Genomic DNA, 19,866 nt, shown 5'->3' with positions numbered 1-19,866 from the left:
GCGGCGCGGGTGATCGGGAAACCGTCGTACCACTCTCACTGTCATCGCGCGGCGCGATGACGCGCTATCGTCGTCCGGATGTACGACCCCTCTCACCTGCGTACCTTCCTCGCGGTGGCGCAGACCCTCAGCTTCACGCAGGCCGCCCGGCGGCTCGGGCTGCGCCAGTCGACGGTGAGCCAGCACGTGCGGCGGCTGGAGGACGCGGCCGGGCGCCGGCTGTTCTCCCGGGACACCCACTCCGTGGAACTGACGGAGGACGGCGAGGCGATGCTCGGTTTCGCCCGCCGCATCCTGGAGGTGCACGAGCAGGCCTCGGCGTTCTTCTCGGGCACCCGGCCGCGGGGCCGGCTGCGGTTCGGGGCGTCCGAGGACTTCGTGCTGACCCGGCTGCCGGAGATCCTGGAGGGCTTCCGGTACGAGCACCCCGAGGTCGACCTGGAGCTCACCGTCGAGCTGTCCGGCACCCTGCACGAGCGGCTGGCGGCCGGGAAGCTCGACCTGGTGCTGGCCAAGCGGCGCCCCGAGGACCCGCGCGGCGCCCCGGTGTGGCAGGACCGCATGGTGTGGATCGGCGCGGAGCGGCTGCGGCTGGACCCCGACCGTCCGGTGCCGCTCATCGTCTACCCGCCGCCGGGCATCTCCCGCGCGCTGGCCATGGAGGCGCTGGAACGGCAGGGCCGGTCCTGGCGCGTGGTGTGCACGAGCGGCAGCCTCAACGGGCTGATCGCGGCGGCGCGGGCGGGCCTCGGGGTGATGGCGCACTCGCGGGGGCTGATCCCGCCGGGCCTGGTCCGGGTGCCGGAGCGGTTCGGGCTCCCGGAGCTGGGCCGCGTCGACTTCGTCCTCGTGCACGGTTCGCCGGGCCGGCCGGGCGCCACGGCCGCGCCCGGCGCGGCGCGGGCGCTGGCGGCGGCGGTGCTCGCGGGCGGGGAGCGGCTGCGCCGACGGTGACCGGGGTCCGGGCTTCCGGGCCCGGGGTTCGGGGGTCCGGTGCGGCCGGGGTCTAGCCGCGCGGCGGCAGTCGGTAGGTGAGCTGCTTGACCCGGCGCAGGAACGGCGTCGCCTCCACGTGCTCGACACCGGCGAGGCGGCCGAGCGGACCGCTGAGGTAGGCGTACAGGTCGGCGGTGCCGCGGGCGACCGCCGTCACCACGATGTTCGACGGCCCGGCCGTCGCCGAGGCGAAGGCGATCTGCTCGTGCGCGGCGAGCGCCTCCCCCACCTCGTGCAGGGCACGCGGTGCGGCGGTGATCCACAGCATCGACGCGAGCGGGTACCCGAGGATCTCCGAGTGGTACTCGACGTCGATGTAGGCCGCCCCGGACGCGAGCAGCGCGGCGAGGCGGCGCTTGACGGAGGACTCGGAGCGGCCGGTGGCGCGGGCCAGTTCCGGATAGGTGGCCCGGCCGTCGGCCTCCAGCACGGCGAGCAGGGGTTCGTCGGCGGGGTCGACGACCGCCGTCCCGCCGGGGACCACCGGCGCCGGACGCAGCGCCCCGGTCTCCTCCGCGGTGAGCGGGCCGGACTTGCCGAGCCAGCCGCTGGGGCCTCCGTAGAAGCGGTGCAGCAGTTGGTGCGCGCGGATCTCCACCACGCTCGGGGTGCGCGGGAGCTTGCCGAGCAGCAGGTCGTCGTAGTCGCCGGGGCGGCGGGGCCGGGTCATGCAGATCACCTCGGTGCCGCCCGACGCGAGGCCGATCCAGGCGGTGTCGGGGCGTTTGGCGAGGGCGTCCGCGATGGCGCTCGCCGTGTCGGGGACGCAGCGCAGCCGCAGCATCCACTGGTCCTGGCCCAGGCGTTCGGCGTCCCGGACGGCGACGACGCGCAGCCCGCCCTCGGCGCACAGCCTGCGGAACCGGCGGGCGACCGTCCGGTCGGAGGTGCCGAGCACCGAGGCGAGCGTGCTGAAGGAGGCACGTCCGTCGACCTCCAGTGCGGCGAGCAGCCGCAGGTCGAGCGCGTCGAACGCACCGGATTCCATCTCCACGGGGCCCTCCTGCGCCGGATTCCGCCGCCGACCGGTCCGGGACCGTCGCGACCGGCGTTCGCCGGTTCATCGTACGCGGGACGCGGCGGGGCGCGGACGTCGTACGGGCGTCGCGTTCGAAGCCGAAGACGGCCTGTTCACAGGGGAGTTGGGGAGATGCGCGGATGGGGACCGCTGACGGCGGTCTGTCTGGGGACGTTCATGCTGCTGCTGGACGTGACGATCGTGGTGGTGGCGCTGCCGGACATGGCGCGCTCGCTGCACACCTCGCTGAGCGACCTCCAGTGGGTGGTCGACGGGTACGCGCTCGCGCTGGCCGCGCTGCTGCTCGGCGCGGGCGCGGCGGCCGACGTCCTGGGACGCCGCCGGCTGCACGTGGCCGGCACGGCGGTGTTCGCGGTGGCGTCGCTGCTGTGCGGGCTCGCGCCGGGGCCCGGTCCGCTGGTCGCGGCGCGGGCACTGCAAGGGGTGGGCGCGGCGGCGATGCTGGCCACGACCCTGCCGCTGCTGGGTTCGGTCTACCGGGACCGGCGGCGCTCGGTGGCGCTCGGCGTGTGGGGCGCGGTCAGCGGTGGCGCCGCGGCCGTGGGACCGGTGGTGGGCGGACTGCTCACCGAGGGGCCGGGCTGGCGGTGGATCTTCTTCGTGAACCTCCCGGTGAGCGTGGCGGCGATCTGGCTGACGGCACGCGTGGTCCCCGAGTCGCACGGGGCGCCCGGCCTGCGGGTGGACCGTCCGGGCACCCTCGCGTTCGCGGTGTTCGCGGGCGGCACGACCTTCGCGGTGGTGCGGGCCGGGGAGGACGGCTGGGCCGCCGCGGCGACGCTGGTCTCCTTCGCCGTCGCCGCGCTCGCGCTGCTCGCCTTCGTGCTGGTGGAGCGGAGGGCCCGGCACCCGCTCCTGGACCTGCGGCTGCTGCGGCGTCCGGCGTTCGTCGGAGTGCTGGCCGGGGCGCTCGCCTTCAACGGCGTGGCGTTCGGCGTGACGCCGTACGTGTCGATCTGGATGCAGACGCTGCGGGGGGCGAGCCCGGTGGGGGGCGGTCTCGCGCTGCTGCCGATGACGGGGGCGTCGGTGGTCGTCGCGATCGCCGGCGGCAGGTTCCTGCACGGCGCGCCGGCCCGGCTGACCATCGGCGGCGGGCTGCTGCTGATCTCGGCCGGCTGCTTCTGCCAGACCGTCCTGGACGCCGGTTCCGGCTGGACCGCGCTGGTCCCGGGCCTCGTCCTGGTGGGCCTCGGCACCGGCCTGGTGGCGCCCGCCGTCGCCGGGGCGGCGCTCGCGACGGTGACGCCCGAGCGGGCCGGCATGGCGGGCGGCGCGGTCAACACGGCCCGGCAGCTCGGGTACGCGCTGGCGGTCGCCGTGTCGGGCACGGTGCTGTCCGGCCGGATGCAGGACACGCTGCCGCACGACGCGGCGCACACCCTGGCGGGCGGCGGGGCCGCGGCGCTGCGCGGGACCTTCCCCCGGCACACGCTCGACGCCGCGTTCACGGCGGGCCTGGACCGGGCCCTGCTGGTGACGGGCCTCGCGGGCACGGTGGCGGCGGTCCTCGTGCTGGTCCTGGTGCGCACCGCGCGGCGGGACGGCCCGGGGCCCGAGCCGGTGCCGGCGCGGCCGCTGCCGGAGGGTTCGGCCGCGCCGGGCCGCTGAGGCGGGGGGCCGGACACACTCCGTCGGCACGCCGTACAGATTCGGTGGAGATTGCGCCGCCGGACCTTACCGAACCGTCAGGAATGTGTCCGGCCCCTCCCCATGTGCGCGCAATGTCACCGCCAGGACGCCCCGCCGGCGGCCCGTGAGCGCTCCGCGAACCCTCCCGGCGGGGTTTCGGGTGGGATAGCTTTCACGCGCTGTGCGGGGCGACACACGGGAGCGGGAGCCGGATTGCGCGAGTTCAACAGTCCTCCGACGGCGTCGGCACCGTCCGTGGGCGGTCTGGCCGACGTCGTCTTCGAGTACGCCCGCGAGGATCCGCGGCGCGTCGCCCTCGGCCGCAAGGACGCGGCGGGACGGTGGCAGGACGTGACGGCGGCGGAGTTCCGCGACGAGGTCCTCGCGCTCGCCAAGGGGCTGCTGTCCCAGGGCATCCGGTTCGGCGACCGGGTCGCGATCATGTCCCGCACCCGGTACGAGTGGACCGTCTTCGACTTCGCCCTGTGGACCATCGGCGCGCAGGTGGTGCCGGTGTACCCGACGGCGTCGGCCGAGCAGTGCTTCTGGACGCTGTACGACGGCGAGGTGACGGCGGCGATCGTGGAGCACGAGGACCACGCGATGACCATCGCCACCGTCATCGACCGGCTCCCCCGGCTGCGCCGGCTGTGGCAGCTCGACAAGAACGCGCTCCAGGAGCTGTACGAGGCCGGGGCCGGCGTCGCGGACGAGACGGTGCACCGGCACCGCAGGGCGGTCACCCCGGACACGGTGGCGACGGTCATCTACACGTCGGGCACCACCGGGCGCCCCAAGGGCTGCGTGCTGTCGCACGGCAACTTCATGTTCGAGGCCGACACGGTCATCGAGCGCTGGGAGCCGGTCTTCCACTCCCGGCGCGGCGACGAGGCGGCGACCCTGCTGTTCCTGCCGCTCGCGCACGTCTTCGGACGGATGGTCGAGGTCGCGGCGGTGCGCGGCCGGGTCCGGTTCGGGCACCAGCCGCAGCTCAACGCGGCGGCGCTGCTGCCCGACCTGGCGGCGTTCCGGCCCACCTTCTTCCTGGCCGTGCCGTACATCTTCGAGAAGGTCTTCAACGCCGCGCGCCGCAAGGCGGAGAGGGAGGGGAGGTCGGGCCCCTTCGAGAAGGCGGTCGAGGTGGCCGTGCAGTACGCGGACGCCGTGGAGGCACGGGCCTGGGGCACCGGACCGGGGCCGTCCGCGGCGCTGCGGATGCAGCACCAGCTCTTCGACAGGCTGGTCTACGCGAAGATGCGGGCGGCGCTCGGCGGCCGGGTCCGGCACGCGATGTCGGGCGGCTCGGCGATGGACCGCCGGCTGGGCCTGTTCTTCGCGGGCGCCGGCGTGCGCGTGTACGAGGGGTACGGCCTCACCGAGTGCACGGCCGCCGCGACCGCGAACCCGCCGGAGCGCACCCGGTACGGCACGGTCGGGCAGCCCGTTCCGGGGGTCGGCGTGCACATCGCGGACGACGGGGAGATCTGGCTGAGCGGCGGCAACGTCTTCCAGGGCTACCTCAACAACGAGAAGGCGACCGGTGAATCGCTGCACGACGGCTGGCTGGCCACCGGCGACCTGGGCGCGCTCGACGAGGACGGCTATCTGACCATCACCGGCCGCAAGAAGGAGATCCTCGTGACCTCCGGCGGCAAGAGCGTGTCCCCGGCGGTCCTGGAGGAGCGGGTCCGCGACCATCCGCTGGTCGCGCAGTGCATCGTCGTCGGCAACGACCGGCCGTTCGTCGCGGCCCTGGTCACGCTGGACGAGGAGGCCGTGGAGCACTGGCTCCAGATGCACGGCAGGCCGCCGATGGACGCGACCCGGCTGGTGCACGACCCCGAGCTGGAGACCGAGGTGCGGCGCGCGGTGGTCGCCGCCAACACCCAGGTGTCGCAGGCCGAGTCGATCCGCACGTTCCGGATCCTCGCGCAGCCGTTCACCGAGGAGCACGGGCTGCTGACACCGTCGCTGAAGCTGAAGCGCCGGGCGATCGAGAAGGCGTACGCGAACGAGGTCGAGGCGCTGTACCGGGCCTGAACCCCGGGGGCGCGGGCATGGGGGACGAGCCTCGCACGACCGCGGCCGCCGATGCCGACGGTCGTGCGAACAGGGCCCCCGTCCGACGACATCGCGGGTCAGGAATGCGCGACGGCTCGTGATCGTTGACGATGGGCGTACCACCTGACGACAACCGAAGGATCAAGAGCTCGTGAGCAGCAAGGTCCCCCCGATCATCCTCAACAACGGCGTCGAGATGCCCCAGCTGGGTTTCGGCGTGTGGCAGGTGCCGGACGACGAGGCGGAGCGGGCCGTGGCCACCGCGTTGGAGGCCGGGTACCGCAGCATCGACACGGCGGCGATCTACGGCAATGAGCAGGGCACCGGCAAGGCCGTCGCGGCCTCGGGCGTCCCCCGCGAGGAACTCTTCGTCACCACCAAGCTCTGGAACGCGGACCACGGCCACGACGCCACGCTCCGCGCGTTCGACACCTCGCTGTCGAAGCTGGGCCTGGACTACGTGGACCTCTACCTCATCCACTGGCCCATGCCCGGCAAGGGCAACGCCGTCGACAGCTACAAGGCGTTCGAGAAGCTCCACGCCGACGGCCGGGTCCGCGCCATCGGCGTGTCCAACTTCCTCCCGGAGCACCTGGAGCGGCTGATCGCGGAGACGTCCGTCATTCCCGCGGTCAACCAGATCGAGCTGCACCCCCACCTCCAGCAGCACGCGGCCCGCGAGTACCACGCCGAGCAGGGCATCGCGACCGAGGCATGGTCGCCGCTCGGCTCCGGCAAGGGCCTCCTGGAGGTTCCGGCGCTGGTCGCCATCGCCCGGAAGCACGGCCGCACCCCCGCCCAGGTGGTGCTGCGCTGGCACGTCCAGCTCGGCAACGTCGTGATCCCCAAGTCCGTGACCCCGTCGCGGATCAGGGAGAACATCGAGGTCTTCGACTTCAGCCTGGACGAGGAGGACCTCGCGGCGATCAGCGCCCTCAACGAGGACCGCCGCACGGGTCCCGACCCGGCCGAGTTCCAGATCGTCTGACCCCCGCGGGGGCACGGAAGGGCGGCCCGGTACGGCAGTCGCGACTGCCGTACCGGGCCGCCCTTCGCGTGTCACGGGGGAGCCCGGCTCCCCCGCGTCTACCGCGGTTTCACCGCCCGGTGCACGGTGTACGCCGCCAGCACGAACACGTCGGGGCGCCGGTGCACGCCCGCCTCGTCGTCCGGGTCGAGGAGCCGGTCGAGGGTGGCGAGGTCGTCCGCGTCCAGCCCGTCCCCGATCGCGTCCCGCACCCGGCCGAGCACACCGGCGACGTAGGCGCGGGCGTCCGCGTCGAGCGGCGCGGGCACGTCCCGCAGGAAGCTGCGGGTACCGGTGTGCCGCAGCCCGGCGGCGGCCAGCAGGGCAGGCCAGTCCTCCGCCTCGGCAACCGCACCGGGCAGTTCCTCGCGCATCCGCGAGAACCACACCGACTCGACGCCGTCGATACGGGCCTGGAGCCCCGGTCGGCCGAAGCCGAGGTCGCGCGGCAGGAACCGCGCGGGCAGGCCGCTCTCCAGGATCGCCACGGTGCCGCCGGGGGCGAGGCTGTCGGCGAACGCGGCGAGCGCGGCCCGCTGGTCGCCGAGGTGGTGGAGGCTGTTGCTGGCCCACAGCAGGTCCGCCGGATACTCCAACTCCCCCAGTACGCCGGGCAGTTCACCGGTGAGAGTGGAGAGGCGGTCGCCGACGCCGAGGCGCGCGGCACGGGCGGCGGCCCGCTCCAGGAGCGGCTCGGCACCGTCCACCGCGACGACCCGCGCGCCGGGGAACGCCTCGGCGAACAGCCCGGAGATCACGCCGGGGCCGCTGCCCGCGTCGACGATCAGACCGGGCTCGGCCCCGTCGCGCGCGAGCCAGTCCATGACCTCCCGGTACAGCGGCGCGAACAGCTCGGCCTGGGCCTCCAGGTGCGGGGCGAGGCGGTTCCAGTCGAAGTCGTCGTGGTCGTGGCCGTGGTGCTCGTCGCGACCGTGCTGGTGACCGTGGCCGTGCCGGTGGTCGTGGTGCTGCGCCATGGTGCGAAACCCTCTCGCCGTCGTCCGTGTCCCTTCAGCGTCCACGAGAGGTGCCGGAACGGCCACTCCTGTTGCCGGAACGGCAACAGGAGTGGCCGCGGAGACCCGTCCCGGCGACGGGCGCTATCCGTTCAGGGCGCGCAGATGGTCACGCAGCCCGATGCCGTACGACGTGGGTGTGCCGTCGTAGTCGCTGATGAGGGACGGGCCGGAGGAGCAGTCCCACGTGTTCCAGGTCCAGCCCAGGTAGGAGATGCCCCGGTCGTCGAACCACTTCATGGCCTGGTCGACGAACGCGTGCGAGCAGGTGTTCTCGCCGATCTCCCCCGCCACCAGCGGCACCTGTGCCGCCACGGGGGCGATCGTGGAGTTCCAACAGGCCTCCGTGGCACAGGTGTTGAAGTTGTACAGGTGATACGCGGCGACGAGGTTGCCGGTCGGATCGGTGGGTTTGTACGTCAGCCACTGGCTGAGGTCGTTGGAGTAGGCGATGCCGCCGGCCAGGATCAGGTTCCGCGCCCCGGTGGCGCGCACCGAGTCCACCAGGTCCTGCATGCCGGCCACTTCGTAGCCGATGCCGGGGCAGGTGCCGCCGTCGCGCCAGCACTGCCACGCCTGGGTGGTGGTGGAGGTGGCGCGGTCCGGGTACGGCTCGTTGAACAGGTCGAAGGCGACGGCCCGGTCGTCCTTGAACGCACCGGCCACCGAGGACCAGAACGCCGGGGAGTACTGGGCGTCGGGCATCGGTTTCTGGCAGGTGGCGTGCACGTCGGAGCAGCCGGCGGAGTTGCCGGTGTACTGGCCGTAGGACCAGTGCAGTTCGACGACCGGGGTCATGCCGTGCGCCTCGACCTTGGCCACGAGGTCCTTGACGGCGGCGATGTAGTTGTCGCCCGCGTACTCCGGCTTGATGTTGGAAAGGCCCAGCCAGCACTCCTCGTTGAGCGGGATGCGGACGGTGTTGGCGTCCCAGTCGGCGATGGCGGCCACGGAGGCGTCGTCGACGGGACCGTCGAAGAAGCCGTATCCCTGGACGCACATGAACTCGCCGCCGGAGCGGTTGACGCCGAGCAGCCGGCGGGTGGCACCGGTGGAGTCCACCAACTTGTTGCCGGACACGCTTAGTTCGGGCGCGGTGCCGTCACCGCCCCCGCCGCCGGGCGGGTCGGTGGGTTCGCCGGTGGGAGAGGCCGTCGTCGTGGGTTCGGCGTCGGCGTTGCAGGTGGCACCGTTCAGCTTGAACGAGACGGGCACGGCGTTGGTCCCCGACCACGAGCCGAGGAAGCCCAGGGACAGCGACGCCCCGGAGGCGAGCGCGCCGTTCCAGCTCTCGTTCGCGGCGGTGACGGCGGTGCCCGACTGCGACCACTTGGCGTTCCAGCCCTGGGTCACCTTCTGACCGTTGGCGAAGTCGAAGGTCAGGCTCCAACTCGACGCCGCTGCTGCATTGTTGGTGACCTTGACGTCGCCCTGGAAGCCGGTGTCCCACTGGTTGGACACGGTGTACTCCACCGTGCACGCGGGGGTGGCGCCGGACGCGGTGACGACGGGTGCCACGGCGGAGCCCAGCAGGGCGGCCGCGGCGCTGACGAGGAGAACTACTGAACGCGGGGGGTGTCTCACAGAGCGACTCCTGGCGGGTCTGACGCGTCGTGACGGACGCGTCGACTGATGGAACCGCTCCCACTGGTGCCGACGAAGGTAGCGCCAAGTGACGGTGAAGGCCAGGGGAGTCACCGATTTTCCCCCGCGGGCACCGCCCGCGCCCTCGTCGAATCGGTTCGATTCTTCACGTCTCTTGACCGGCCCCTTACCCGTCCCCACTATGGGAGCGCTCCCACTGGTTCACGGCCTGTAGCTGCTCCACCCCCACCTCTCGAGCCGCAAGGAGAACCAGCACATGCATTCCAGATGGAGACACCACGCCGGGCGCCGTCTGTGGACCGCCGTCGTGGCGGCCCTCGCCCTTCCGCTGACGACGCTGGCGACCGGGACGTCGCCCGCCCAGGCGGCCGCACTGCAGTGCAGCGTGGACTACAAGGCGAACGACTGGGGTTCCGGCTTCACCGCCGACCTCACCCTCACCAACCGGGGCACCACCGCGATCGACGGCTGGACGCTCACCTACGCGTACACCGGCAACCAGCAGGTGACCAACGGCTGGAACGGGACCTGGACCCAGTCCGGCAAGAACATCACGGTCAAGAACGCCTCGTACAACGGCACGGTCGCCGCGAACGCCGCCGTCACCACCGGCGCGCAGTTCACCTACAGCGGCACCAACACCGCCCCCACCTCCTTCGCGGTCAACGGCACCACCTGCGCCGGCGCGCACCAGCCGCCGGTGACGGTGCTGACCAGCCCGGCCGCGGGCGCGGTGTACACGCAGGGGGACGCCGTCCCGCTGGCGGCGACCTCGGCCGCGGCCGACGGGGCGAGCATCAGCAAGGTCGAGTTCTACGACGACGAGGCCCTGCTGGGCACCGACACGAGCGCGCCCTACTCGCTCTCGGCCTCTGGCTTGACCGTGGGCAGTCATTCCCTGGTGGCCAAGGCGTACGACAGCCTCGGCGCCTCGGCCGACTCGGCACCGGTCGGCATCACCGTCGCGGCGGGTCCCGCCGTGGTCGTCTCGCCGGCCCAACTGGGCGTTCAGCAGGGCAAGTCGGGCTCGTTCGACGTCAAGCTGTCGACGAAGCCGACGGCAAACGTCACGGTCGCGGTCGCGCGCACCGCCGGCAACACGGGGCTGTCCGTCAGCGCCGGTTCCTCGCTGACGTTCACCCCGTCGAACTGGAGCACCGCGCAGCCGGTGACCGTCACGGCCGACGCCAACGGCACCGGCGCGGCCACCTTCACCGCGACGGCGACCGGGTACGCCAAGGCCGCGGTCACCGTGACCGAGCTGGCCGCGGCGAACGCGTACGACGCGCGCTTCCTGGACCTGTACGGGCGGATCACCAACCCGGCGAACGGCTACTTCTCCCCCGAGGGCATCCCGTACCACTCGGTGGAGACGCTGATCGTCGAGGCGCCCGACCAGGGCCACGAGACGACGTCGGAGGCGTACAGCTACCTGCTGTGGCTCCAGGCGATGTACGGCAAGGTGACCGGCGACTGGTCGAAGTTCAACGGCGCGTGGACGCTCATGGAGAAGTACATGATCCCCACGCACGCCGACCAGCCGACCAACTCCTTCTACAACGCGTCGAAACCGGCGACGTACGCGCCCGAGCTGGACACCCCGCAGGAGTACCCGGCCAAGCTCGACACGGGTGTCTCCGTCGGCCAGGACCCGATCGCGGCCGAGCTGAAGAGCGCCTACGGCACGGACGACGTGTACGGCATGCACTGGCTCCAGGACGTCGACAACGTCTACGGCTACGGTGACACGCCGGGCGGCTCGTGCGAGGCGGGTCCCACCGCCGAGGGCCCCTCGTACATCAACACCTTCCAGCGCGGCGCCGAGGAGTCGGTCTGGGAGACCGTGCCGCAGCCCACCTGCGACAACTTCACGTACGGCGGCAAGAACGGCTACCTGGACCTGTTCACCGGGGACTCCTCGTACGCGAAGCAGTGGAAGTACACCGACGCGCCGGACGCCGACGCGCGGGCCGTGCAGGCCGCCTACTGGGCGGACGTGTGGGCCAAGCAGCAGGGCAAGGGCTCCGACGTGACCGCGACGGTCGGCAAGGCCGCCAAGATGGGCGACTACCTCCGGTACGCGATGTACGACAAGTACTTCAAGAAGATCGGCAACTGTGTCGGTCCGACGACCTGCGCCGCGGGCAGCGGCAAGAACTCCTCGGACTACCTGCTGTCCTGGTACTACGCCTGGGGCGGCGCCAACGACACCTCGGCGGGCTGGGCCTGGCGCATCGGCTCCAGCCACGTGCACGGCGGCTACCAGAACCCGCTGGCCGCGTACGCGCTGAGCACCAACGCCGACCTGAAGCCCAAGTCGGCGACGGGGCAGTCCGACTGGGCGACCTCGCTCGGCCGGCAGCTGGAGTTCTACAAGTGGCTCCAGTCGGACGAGGGCGGCATCGCGGGCGGTGCCACGAACAGCTGGCTCGGCCGGTACGCGAGCCCGCCGTCCGGCACGCCCACCTTCTACGGGATGGCGTACGACCCGCAGCCGGTCTACCACGACCCGGCGTCGAACCAGTGGTTCGGCTTCCAGGCCTGGTCCATGGAACGGGTCGCCGAGTACTACCAGCAGACGGGGAACGCCGACGCGAAGGCCGTCCTCGACAAGTGGGTGGGCTGGGCGCTGTCCAAGACCACCGTCAACCCGGACGGCACCTATCTGATCCCGTCCACGCTCCAGTGGTCGGGCGCGCCGGACACCTGGAACGCGTCGAGCCCGGGTGCCAACAGCGGCCTGCACGTCACCGTGGCCGACTACACCAACGACGTCGGTGTGGCCGCCGCGTACGCCAAGACCCTGACGTACTACGCCGCCAGGTCCGGTGACACGAAGGCCGCCTCGACCGCGAAGGCACTGCTCGACGGCATGTGGGACAACTACCAGGACGACCTCGGCATCGCCGTCCCGGAGACCCGCGCCGACTACAGCAGGTTCGACGACCCGGTGTACGTGCCGAGCACCTTCAACGGCACGATGCCGAACGGCGACGCGGTCAACTCCTCGTCCACGTTCGCCTCGTTGCGCTCCTTCTACCAGGACGACCCGGCGTGGTCGAAGATCGAGAGCTACCTCAAGGGCGGCGCCGCGCCCGTGTTCACGTACCACCGGTTCTGGGCCCAGGCGGACATCGCACTCGCCATGGGCTCGTACGCGGAGCTCCTCGAATAGCCCCGTCGCCCTCCGCGTACACCGGGCCGGGCGGGTCCCGTCCGCACGGGACCCGCCCGGCCCACCCTTCTTCTTCCTTCCCCCCGCCCTCCTCCGAACGGAGAGGACCTCTCCCGTGCGAAGAACCCGCATCCTCACGGCCGTGCTCGCGCTCACGGCCGGACTGCTCCTGGGCACCCCGCCCGCACTGGCCGCGCACGCCGACCCGGGGAACCGGGCCACCGCCCTCGCCGCCGACACGTACACCTGGCGGAACGCCCGTATCGACGGCGGCGGTTTCGTGCCCGGCATCGTCTTCAACCGCACCGAGAAGAACCTCGCCTACGCCCGCACCGACATCGGCGGCGCCTACCGCTGGCAGCAGTCGACGAAGACCTGGGTGCCGCTGCTCGACTCCGTGGGCTGGGACGACTGGGGCCACACCGGCGTCGTCAGCCTCGCCTCCGACGCCGTCGACCCGGACCGGGTGTACGCGGCGGTCGGCACGTACACCAACGACTGGGACCCGGGCAACGGCGCCGTGCTGCGCTCCGCCGACCGGGGCGCGAGCTGGCAGAAGACGGACCTGCCGTTCAAGCTGGGCGGCAACATGCCGGGGCGCGGCATGGGCGAACGGCTCGCGGTCGACCCGAACAAGGACAGCGTCCTGTACCTGGGCGCACCGAGCGGCAAGGGCCTGTGGCGCTCCACCGACTCGGGGGTCACCTGGTCGCAGGTGAGCAGCTTCCCGAACCCCGGCAACTACGCGCAGGACCCGAGCGACACCACCGGCTACGCCAGTGACAACCAGGGAATCACCTGGGTCACCTTCGACGAGTCGACCGGCTCGGCGGGCAGCGCCACGCGGACGATCTACGCCGGGGTCGCCGACAAGGACAACGCGGTGTACCGCTCGACGGACGCGGGCGCCACGTGGAGCAGGATCGCCGGGCAGCCCACCGGCTACCTCGCGCACAAGGGCGTCCTGGACGCCGTCAACGGCTACCTCTACCTCGCCTACAGCGACACCGGCGGCCCGTACGACGGCGGCAAGGGCCGGCTGTTCCGGTACGCGACGGCCACCGGCACCTGGACGGACATCAGCCCGGTCGCCGAGGCCGACACCTACTACGGCTTCAGCGGACTGACCGTGGACCGGCAGCACCCGGGGACGGTCATGGCGACCGCGTACAGCTCGTGGTGGCCGGACACCCAGATCTTCCGCTCGACCGACAGCGGCGGCACCTGGACCAAGGCCTGGGACTACACGTCGTACCCGAACCGTTCCGACCGCTACACGATGGACGTGTCCTCCTCGCCGTGGCTGACGTTCGGAGCGAATCCGTCGCCGCCGGAGGAGACGCCCAAACTCGGCTGGATGACCGAGTCGTTGGAGATCGACCCGTTCGACTCGAACCGCATGATGTACGGCACCGGCGCCACGCTGTACGGCACGGAGAACCTCACGCAGTGGGACAGCGGCGGCAAGTTCACCGTGAGGCCGATGGTCCAGGGGCTGGAGGAGACCTCGGTCAACGACCTGGCGTCGCCGCCGTCGGGGGCCCCGCTGCTGAGCGCGCTCGGGGACATCGGCGGCTTCCGGCACACGGACCTGACCAAGGTGCCGTCGACGATGTTCACCTCTCCGACGTTCGCCTCGACCACCAGCCTCGACTTCGCCGAGACCAGCCCGAACACCGTGGTGCGCACGGGCAACCTCGACAGCGGGGCCACGGGCGCGCACGTCGCGTTCTCCACCGACAACGGCGCCAACTGGTTCGCGGGCAGCGACCCTTCGGGCGTCACGGGCGGCGGGACGGTCGCCGCGGCGGCCGACGGCAGCCGGTTCGTGTGGAGCCCGGCGGGCACGGGCGTGCAGTACACGACCGGCTTCGGTTCGTCGTGGTCGGCGTCGAGCGGCATCCCGGCGGGCGCGGTCGTGGAGGCGGACCGAGTCGACGCGATGACCTTCTACGGCTTCAAGTCCGGGAAGTTCTACGTCAGTTCGGACGGCGGCGCCACCTTCACCGCGTCCGCGGCGAGCGGCCTGCCGGCCGGTGACAGCGTGCGGTTCAAGGCGCTGCCCGGCACGAAGGGCGACGTGTGGCTGGCCGGCGGCGCGAGCGACGGCCCCTACGGGCTGTGGCACTCGACCGACGGCGGCGCGAGCTTCACCAAGCTGTCCGCCGTCGAGCAGGCGGACACCGTCGGGTTCGGCAGGGCGGCGCCGGGCGCCTCGTACCAGACCCTCTACACGAGCGCGAAGATCGGCGGGGTGCGCGGCATCTTCCGCTCCACGGACAAGGGCGTGACCTGGACGCGCATCAACGACGACGCCCACCAGTGGGGCTGGACCGGCGGCGCGATCACCGGCGACCCGCGGGTCTACGGCCGGGTGTACGTGTCGACGAACGGCCGCGGCGTGATCTACGGCGACACGGCGGGGACGGGCGACGACGGCGGCGGGACCGGCGGAGGCGGTGACGACGGCGGTGGCGGCGGCCAGACGGGCGCCTGCGCCGTGACGTACAAGGTCACCAACCAGTGGCCGGGCGGCTTCCAGGCGGACGTCCAGGTGACCAACACCGGTACGACGGCCTGGAACGGCTGGTCCCTGAAGTGGGCCTTCGCCGACGGCCAGAAGGTCACGCAGCTCTGGAACGCGGACTACACGCAGTCCGGCACGGCGGTGACGGCGAGGAACGTGAGCTGGAACGCGAACGTGGCGGCGGGCTCCTCGGCCGCCTTCGGCCTCACCGGGAGCTGGACGGGGGCGAATCCGAAACCCGCCTCGTTCAGTGTCAACGACGCTGCCTGCACGGTGAGTTGACGATGCGGGGGTGCGGCCCGCCCGGCCGCACCCCCGTCGCCCCGTCCACGGAGGGCTCAGAACCCGACGGCCTCGCGGAGCAGCAGGACCACGCTCCCGCCCCGCCGGGTGTCGGCGTTGAGCACCAGGAGCTGACTGACCGCGCTGGGCTGCCCGTACACCTCCATGGCGCGGGCGGACTCCAGCGGGAGGGCGTGCTCGACCAGGCGGCGCAGCGCGGTGTCCAGGTCGGGCACGATCTTCTGCGCGCCGACGACCCAGATCGCGCGCCCGGCACCGCCGGCGTAGGCGGGGATCTGGCTGCCGCTGCCGGAGGCGGCCACGACGGAGCCCGTCTCGGTGACGGCGACGACGCTGCCCACGACGACGTCGGGCACCGCGACCAGCCGCCTGATGCCGTCGGCCTCCGTGGCCCGGTCCATGGCCAGCACCCGCGGTTTGACGGCCTCGTAGCGGTCACCGGTGTTGATGTCGTCGTCGATGCCGGACAGCCGCAGGGTCTCGCTGGCCCCGGTGAACACACGGGCGTGCTCCGGGAGCAGTTCGCGGACGCGGGCGCGCGCCGCGGCGGTGTCGTCGAGGATCTCGACGGTGAAGCCGCGCCCGGTCAGGGCGGCCGCGGTCCGCTCCAGACGGCCGGCGGGCGACGGTTCGGTGAACGACACCGCGGGGGTCCGCGTGGTCATCGGACCTCCCGGGTCCCGGGCGCGGGCACCCGCGGTGCCTCGCCCGCGAGCGGGGTCGTGTCGAGGTACCGGACCTCGTAGACCCGTTCGGCGAACCGCCACCCGTCCGGGGTGCGCCGGTAACTGTCGTGGTAGATCGCGAAGTTGAGGCCCTGCCGGCCGTCCCGGGTGCGGGCGACCTCCTGCATGTACGCGCGGCCGGTCGCGGTGTCGCCGTCGATCCGGATCGTGCCGGGGTGGGTGTTCTGCACGAAGAACTCCCACTGCGCCTGGAGCCGTTCGGCCCCGGTGCGGATCTCGTCGGGCCCGGTCAGCTCGACCGGGACGTCGGGCATCCGCAGGACGCCGTCCGAGGTGAACAGCGCCGCGAGGCGGGGGCGGTCGCGCATCATCGCCGCGTCGGTGAACTCACCGCGCAGCGCCTCGATCTCGACCCGGTCGGCGATTTCCTGGAAGTCGCTCATCGGTCTCCTCCGTTCCGTCTGCCGTTACGACGAGGCAGCCGTGCGGAATGTGAGGAGGGCCGGCGGAACCGGCCGGACGCCGGGGCGGTCAGCCGTTCCCGGGGCGGGCGAAGGCCCGCAGGCTGAACCGGGGGTCGGCGCGGCGGCGTTCCTGGTCGGGCAGGGCGCGCAGCCGGTCGGCGTACCGCTCGGCGATCGCCTCGCCGGGCGGGAGCTTGCCGAACCAGCCGCGCTGCATGTCGGCGAGGGTGCTGCTCGGGCTGCGCCCCTGGCCGACCCCCCGGAACCGCGCGGCGCCGGCCGGGACGAGGCCGCAGGCCCCGGCGTGCCGGACGACGGCGTCCGCCGCGTCCCAGGCGGGCGAGGGCGGGCGGTCGGCGAGCGCGGCGTCGATGTCGCTGCCGACGTTGTGGGCGGCGGCCTTGTCGACGGTGGTTACCCAGACGCCGCCGGGCCGCAGCACGCGGGCGCACTCGGCGGCGACGGCGCGGACGTCGTCCGGGCCGGGCATCAGGTGGAGCAGCCACACGCTGGTCACGGCGTCGAACGTCCGGTCGGCGAAGGGAAGGCGGCGGACGTCGGTGACGACGATCGTGCCGGGCAGCCGTTCGTCGGCGGTGCGGGCCATGCGGTGGGTGAAGTCGGCCCCGGTGATCCGCAGGTCCGGCCGGTCCCGCGCCATGCGGCGGGTGACGATGCCCGTGCCGCAGCCGGCGTCGAGCAGGTCCCGGGCGGTGTCCGGGACCAGGCCGAGCACCGCCCGCGCGGCGGCCCCGGCCCGGGGTTCGCCGCCGCGGGTGGTGTCGTAGACGTCCACTTCCTTCTCGTAGTCCAGCACGCGCTTCCCCATTCGTGATTCGCGGTCGGTCGGGCGGCGGGGTGCAGGGGGGTGGCGCCAGGACGGTCGGGGACGGCGGGTGCGCGCGGGCGGGGTCAGCTCGCGCGGTGGCCGGGGGCCAGTTCCTCGACCCGGCGGGCGAGTTCGACGTCCAGCCGGGTCACCGCGCCGCCCACGCTGTGGGTGTTGACGGTGAGGGAGACGGTGTCGTAGCCGAGGGTGAGGTCGGAGTGGTGGTCGAGCTCCTCCTGCACCTGGGCGACGTGCACGACCATGGCGGTCGCCGCGAAGTGGGAGGGGAGCCGGTAGGAGCGGGCCAGCCGGTCACCGTCGAGTGTCCAGCCGGGCAGTTCCGCCAGCGCGGCACCGATCTCGTCGGGCGACAGCGGTGCGACGGCCATGTGCGTGTTCCTTCCCTGGTGGGGCGGGGTCCTCTCCAGGTTGCCACAGCGGACGCCCGGTCCTCCTCGTGCGGGGGACCCGCGCGGGACGTCCGGGGCGCGGCGGCGTCCGGGCGGTACGGGTACCCGGTCTTCCCAACTGGGCTGCCCGGCGGGCCTGTTGATGTACCCGCGGTAAGCATGACACCCCGCACCACCTGGCATAGCGCAGTCCGACGGCTTGTCACATCCCCCGTGAGAGTGAAGGCTCGGCATGGCACACTGCACGCATGCTTCGGCGCGTAGGGGAGGGCGTGGCGTGAGTGAGAGACGGGCCGCGCCCACCGTGGGACAGGTGGTGCTCGGCAGGCGTCTGCAGGAGCTGCGGGAGGCCGCGGGGATCAGGCGCGAACAGGCCGCCGGCGTCCTGCGGGTCACCGCGGCGACCGTGCGGCGCATGGAGACCGCCGAGGTCACCCTGAAGATCCCGTACGTCCAGCTGCTGCTGGCCACCTACGGCGTGGGCGACGAGGAGGCCGCCGCGTTCGTGGCACTGGCCGAGGAGGCGAACCGGCCCGGCTGGTGGCAGCGCTTCCACGACGTGCTGCCCGACTGGTTCAGCATGTACGTCAGCCTCGAGGGCGCCGCCCGCATGATCCGGTCGTACGAGCCGCACTTCGTGCCCGGACTGCTCCAGACCGAGGCGTACGCGCGTGCGGTCATGGCGGCGGGAACGATCGGGCAGACCCGGCCGGAGACCATCGAGCGGCACGTGTCGCTGCGGCTGGCCCGGCAGCGCCTGCTGGAGCAGCCGGACCCGCCCCACCTGTGGGTGATCATGGACGAGACGGCGCTGCGGCGGCCGGTGAGCGAGGACGGCGCGGTGCAGCGCGAGCAGCTCGACCGGCTCCTCGAACTGGTCGAGCTGGAGGCCGTCACGCTCCAGGTGGCGGAGCTGTCGCAGGGCCCGCACCCGGGGACGTACGCGCCCTTCACCCTGTTCCGGTTCGGCGAGCCCGAGCTGCCCGACATGGTGTTCACGGAGTACCTGACCGGCGCGCTGTACCTCGACTCGCGCGAGGAGGTCTCCACGCACCTGGAGGTCCTCGACCACATGGCGGCGCACGCCTCGTCCGCCTCCCGCACCAAGAAGCTGCTGCGGGAGTACCGCTGCCGCGTCTGACCCGCCGGGCGCGCCGTCCCCACGTGCGCCGCCCCGCCGCGGATCGCCCCTTCGCACCGCCCCTCGACATGGAAGAGAACGGCACATGACCGGTTCGGAAGCCGCGCCCACCCGCATCGACACCAGCAGGCCGCACCCGGCCCGCGTGTACGACTGGTGGCTGGGCGGCAAGGACAACTACCCCGTGGACGAGGAACTCGCCCGCAAGATCCTCGCGGCCGACCCGACGGTGGTCCGCGGCGCCCGCACGAACCGCCGGTTCATGCACCGGGCGACCGCGGCCGCGGCCGCGCACGGCATCCGGCAGTTCCTCGACATCGGCACCGGCATCCCCACCAAGCCCAACCTGCACCAGGTGGCGCAGGGGATCGCCCCGGAGTCCCGGATCGTCTACGCGGACAACGACCCGATCGTGCTGCGGCACGCGGAGGCGCTGCTGCACAGCTCCGCGGAGGGCAGCACGGACTACGTGCACGCCGACGCGCGGGACCCGGAGACCATCCTGCGGCTGGCCGCGGAGACCCTGGACCTGGAGCGGCCCGTCGCGCTGTCCCTCGTCACGCTCACCCACTACCTGGACGACGACCCGGCGGGCGACGACGTGTACGGCCTGATGAAGCGGTACACGGACGCGCTGGCGCCGGGAAGCTGGCTGGTCCTGTCGCAGACCACCCCGGACCTGAACCCGGAGGACATGGAGAAGGCCGCGGCGCTGTTCAGCCGCAGCGGCAACCCCTTCTACCCGCGCACGCACGCCGCGTTCTCGCGGTTCTTCGACGGCCTCGAACTGCTGGAGCCCGGCGTGGTGCCGGTCGTCGACTGGCGCCCGGAGCCCGAGGACACCGCCGCCGCGGCCGAGGGCGTCGTACCGGTGTACGCGGGGGTCGCCCGCAAGGCCTGACACGTCTGGGCCCCGTGAACGGGTGCGCTCCCGCGCCCGCCCTTAGCTTCGTAG

General features: G+C 72.6%; 15 protein-coding genes. 8 read left to right on the top strand and 7 right to left on the bottom strand.

The window, feature by feature from the left end; translation table 11 throughout:
* Positions 1-78: 78 nt before the first annotated feature.
* Positions 79-954, top strand: a complete 876-nt coding sequence (locus ACFZA0_RS23630; protein ID WP_391020354.1) for a LysR substrate-binding domain-containing protein — start codon at positions 79-81, stop codon at positions 952-954.
* A gap of 52 nt (positions 955-1,006) precedes the next feature.
* Here the strand turns inward: ACFZA0_RS23630 and ACFZA0_RS23625 are convergent, their stop codons facing one another.
* Complete coding sequence (locus ACFZA0_RS23625; RefSeq protein ID WP_391020828.1) at positions 1,007-1,984, bottom strand: AsnC family transcriptional regulator; 978 nt, start codon at positions 1,982-1,984, stop codon at positions 1,007-1,009.
* 162 nt (positions 1,985-2,146) lie between these two features.
* Here ACFZA0_RS23625 and ACFZA0_RS23620 point away from each other — a divergent pair, with 162 nt between their 5' ends.
* The 3 genes from ACFZA0_RS23620 to ACFZA0_RS23610 all read left to right on the top strand — a co-directional run bounded on the left by ACFZA0_RS23620 (position 2,147) and on the right by ACFZA0_RS23610 (position 6,716).
* Positions 2,147-3,646 carry an MFS transporter gene (locus tag ACFZA0_RS23620; RefSeq protein ID WP_391020352.1) on the top strand — a complete coding sequence of 500 codons (1,500 nt, stop codon included), beginning with the start codon at positions 2,147-2,149 and terminating at the stop codon, positions 3,644-3,646.
* Positions 3,647-3,880: 234 nt separating this feature from the next.
* Entirely contained in the window at positions 3,881-5,707 is a 1,827-nt protein-coding gene (locus tag ACFZA0_RS23615; RefSeq protein WP_391020350.1) for an AMP-binding protein, read from the top strand.
* A gap of 172 nt (positions 5,708-5,879) precedes the next feature.
* A complete protein-coding gene (locus ACFZA0_RS23610) occupies positions 5,880-6,716 on the top strand; it encodes an aldo/keto reductase (protein WP_391020348.1) in 837 nt (278 codons plus the stop codon).
* 98 nt (positions 6,717-6,814) lie between these two features.
* On the opposite strand, the gene ACFZA0_RS23605 is transcribed toward ACFZA0_RS23610, so the two are convergent.
* Together ACFZA0_RS23605 and ACFZA0_RS23600 are read right to left on the bottom strand one after the other, a co-directional pair.
* Positions 6,815-7,732, bottom strand: coding sequence for a methyltransferase (locus tag ACFZA0_RS23605; protein ID WP_391020346.1), 918 nt, complete (start codon positions 7,730-7,732; stop codon positions 6,815-6,817).
* Between the two features lie 123 nt (positions 7,733-7,855).
* Positions 7,856-9,355, bottom strand: coding sequence for a cellulose binding domain-containing protein (locus ACFZA0_RS23600; RefSeq protein WP_391020344.1), 1,500 nt, complete (start codon positions 9,353-9,355; stop codon positions 7,856-7,858).
* Positions 9,356-9,632: 277 nt separating this feature from the next.
* Here ACFZA0_RS23600 and ACFZA0_RS23595 point away from each other — a divergent pair, with 277 nt between their 5' ends.
* Positions 9,633-12,551, top strand: coding sequence for a glycoside hydrolase family 48 protein (locus ACFZA0_RS23595; RefSeq protein ID WP_391020342.1), 2,919 nt, complete (start codon positions 9,633-9,635; stop codon positions 12,549-12,551).
* A 115-nt stretch (positions 12,552-12,666) separates the two neighbouring features.
* Positions 12,667-15,360, top strand: coding sequence for a cellulose binding domain-containing protein (locus tag ACFZA0_RS23590; protein ID WP_391020340.1), 2,694 nt, complete (start codon positions 12,667-12,669; stop codon positions 15,358-15,360).
* Positions 15,361-15,416: 56 nt separating this feature from the next.
* Here the strand turns inward: ACFZA0_RS23590 and ACFZA0_RS23585 are convergent, their stop codons facing one another.
* From ACFZA0_RS23585 to ACFZA0_RS23570, 4 genes are all read right to left on the bottom strand, one after another.
* A complete protein-coding gene (locus tag ACFZA0_RS23585; protein WP_391020338.1) occupies positions 15,417-16,046 on the bottom strand; it encodes an LUD domain-containing protein in 630 nt (209 codons plus the stop codon).
* A complete protein-coding gene (locus tag ACFZA0_RS23580) occupies positions 16,043-16,510 on the bottom strand; it encodes a nuclear transport factor 2 family protein (protein WP_391020336.1) in 468 nt (155 codons plus the stop codon). The genes ACFZA0_RS23585 and ACFZA0_RS23580 overlap by 4 nt, the downstream gene beginning before the upstream one ends.
* Positions 16,511-16,598: 88 nt before the next feature.
* Positions 16,599-17,348 carry a methyltransferase domain-containing protein gene (locus ACFZA0_RS23575; RefSeq protein ID WP_391020334.1) on the bottom strand — a complete coding sequence of 250 codons (750 nt, stop codon included), beginning with the start codon at positions 17,346-17,348 and terminating at the stop codon, positions 16,599-16,601.
* Between the two features lie 95 nt (positions 17,349-17,443).
* The gene (locus ACFZA0_RS23570) at positions 17,444-17,749 is read right to left on the bottom strand and encodes a 4a-hydroxytetrahydrobiopterin dehydratase (RefSeq protein ID WP_391020332.1); all 306 of its coding nucleotides are present in this window, start codon (positions 17,747-17,749) and stop codon (positions 17,444-17,446) included.
* 298 nt (positions 17,750-18,047) lie between these two features.
* Here ACFZA0_RS23570 and ACFZA0_RS23565 point away from each other — a divergent pair, with 298 nt between their 5' ends.
* Both ACFZA0_RS23565 and ACFZA0_RS23560 read left to right on the top strand, forming a co-directional pair.
* Entirely contained in the window at positions 18,048-18,911 is an 864-nt protein-coding gene (locus ACFZA0_RS23565) for a Scr1 family TA system antitoxin-like transcriptional regulator (protein WP_391020330.1), read from the top strand.
* 85 nt (positions 18,912-18,996) lie between these two features.
* Positions 18,997-19,812, top strand: coding sequence for an SAM-dependent methyltransferase (locus ACFZA0_RS23560; RefSeq protein ID WP_391020328.1), 816 nt, complete (start codon positions 18,997-18,999; stop codon positions 19,810-19,812).
* Positions 19,813-19,866 lie beyond the last annotated feature (54 nt).

The sequence above is a fragment of the Streptomyces sp. NPDC008150 genome, from assembly GCF_042956945.1.
GTDB lineage: Bacteria > Actinomycetota > Actinomycetes > Streptomycetales > Streptomycetaceae > Streptomyces.
This window is presented reverse-complemented; position numbering and strand designations above follow the sequence as displayed.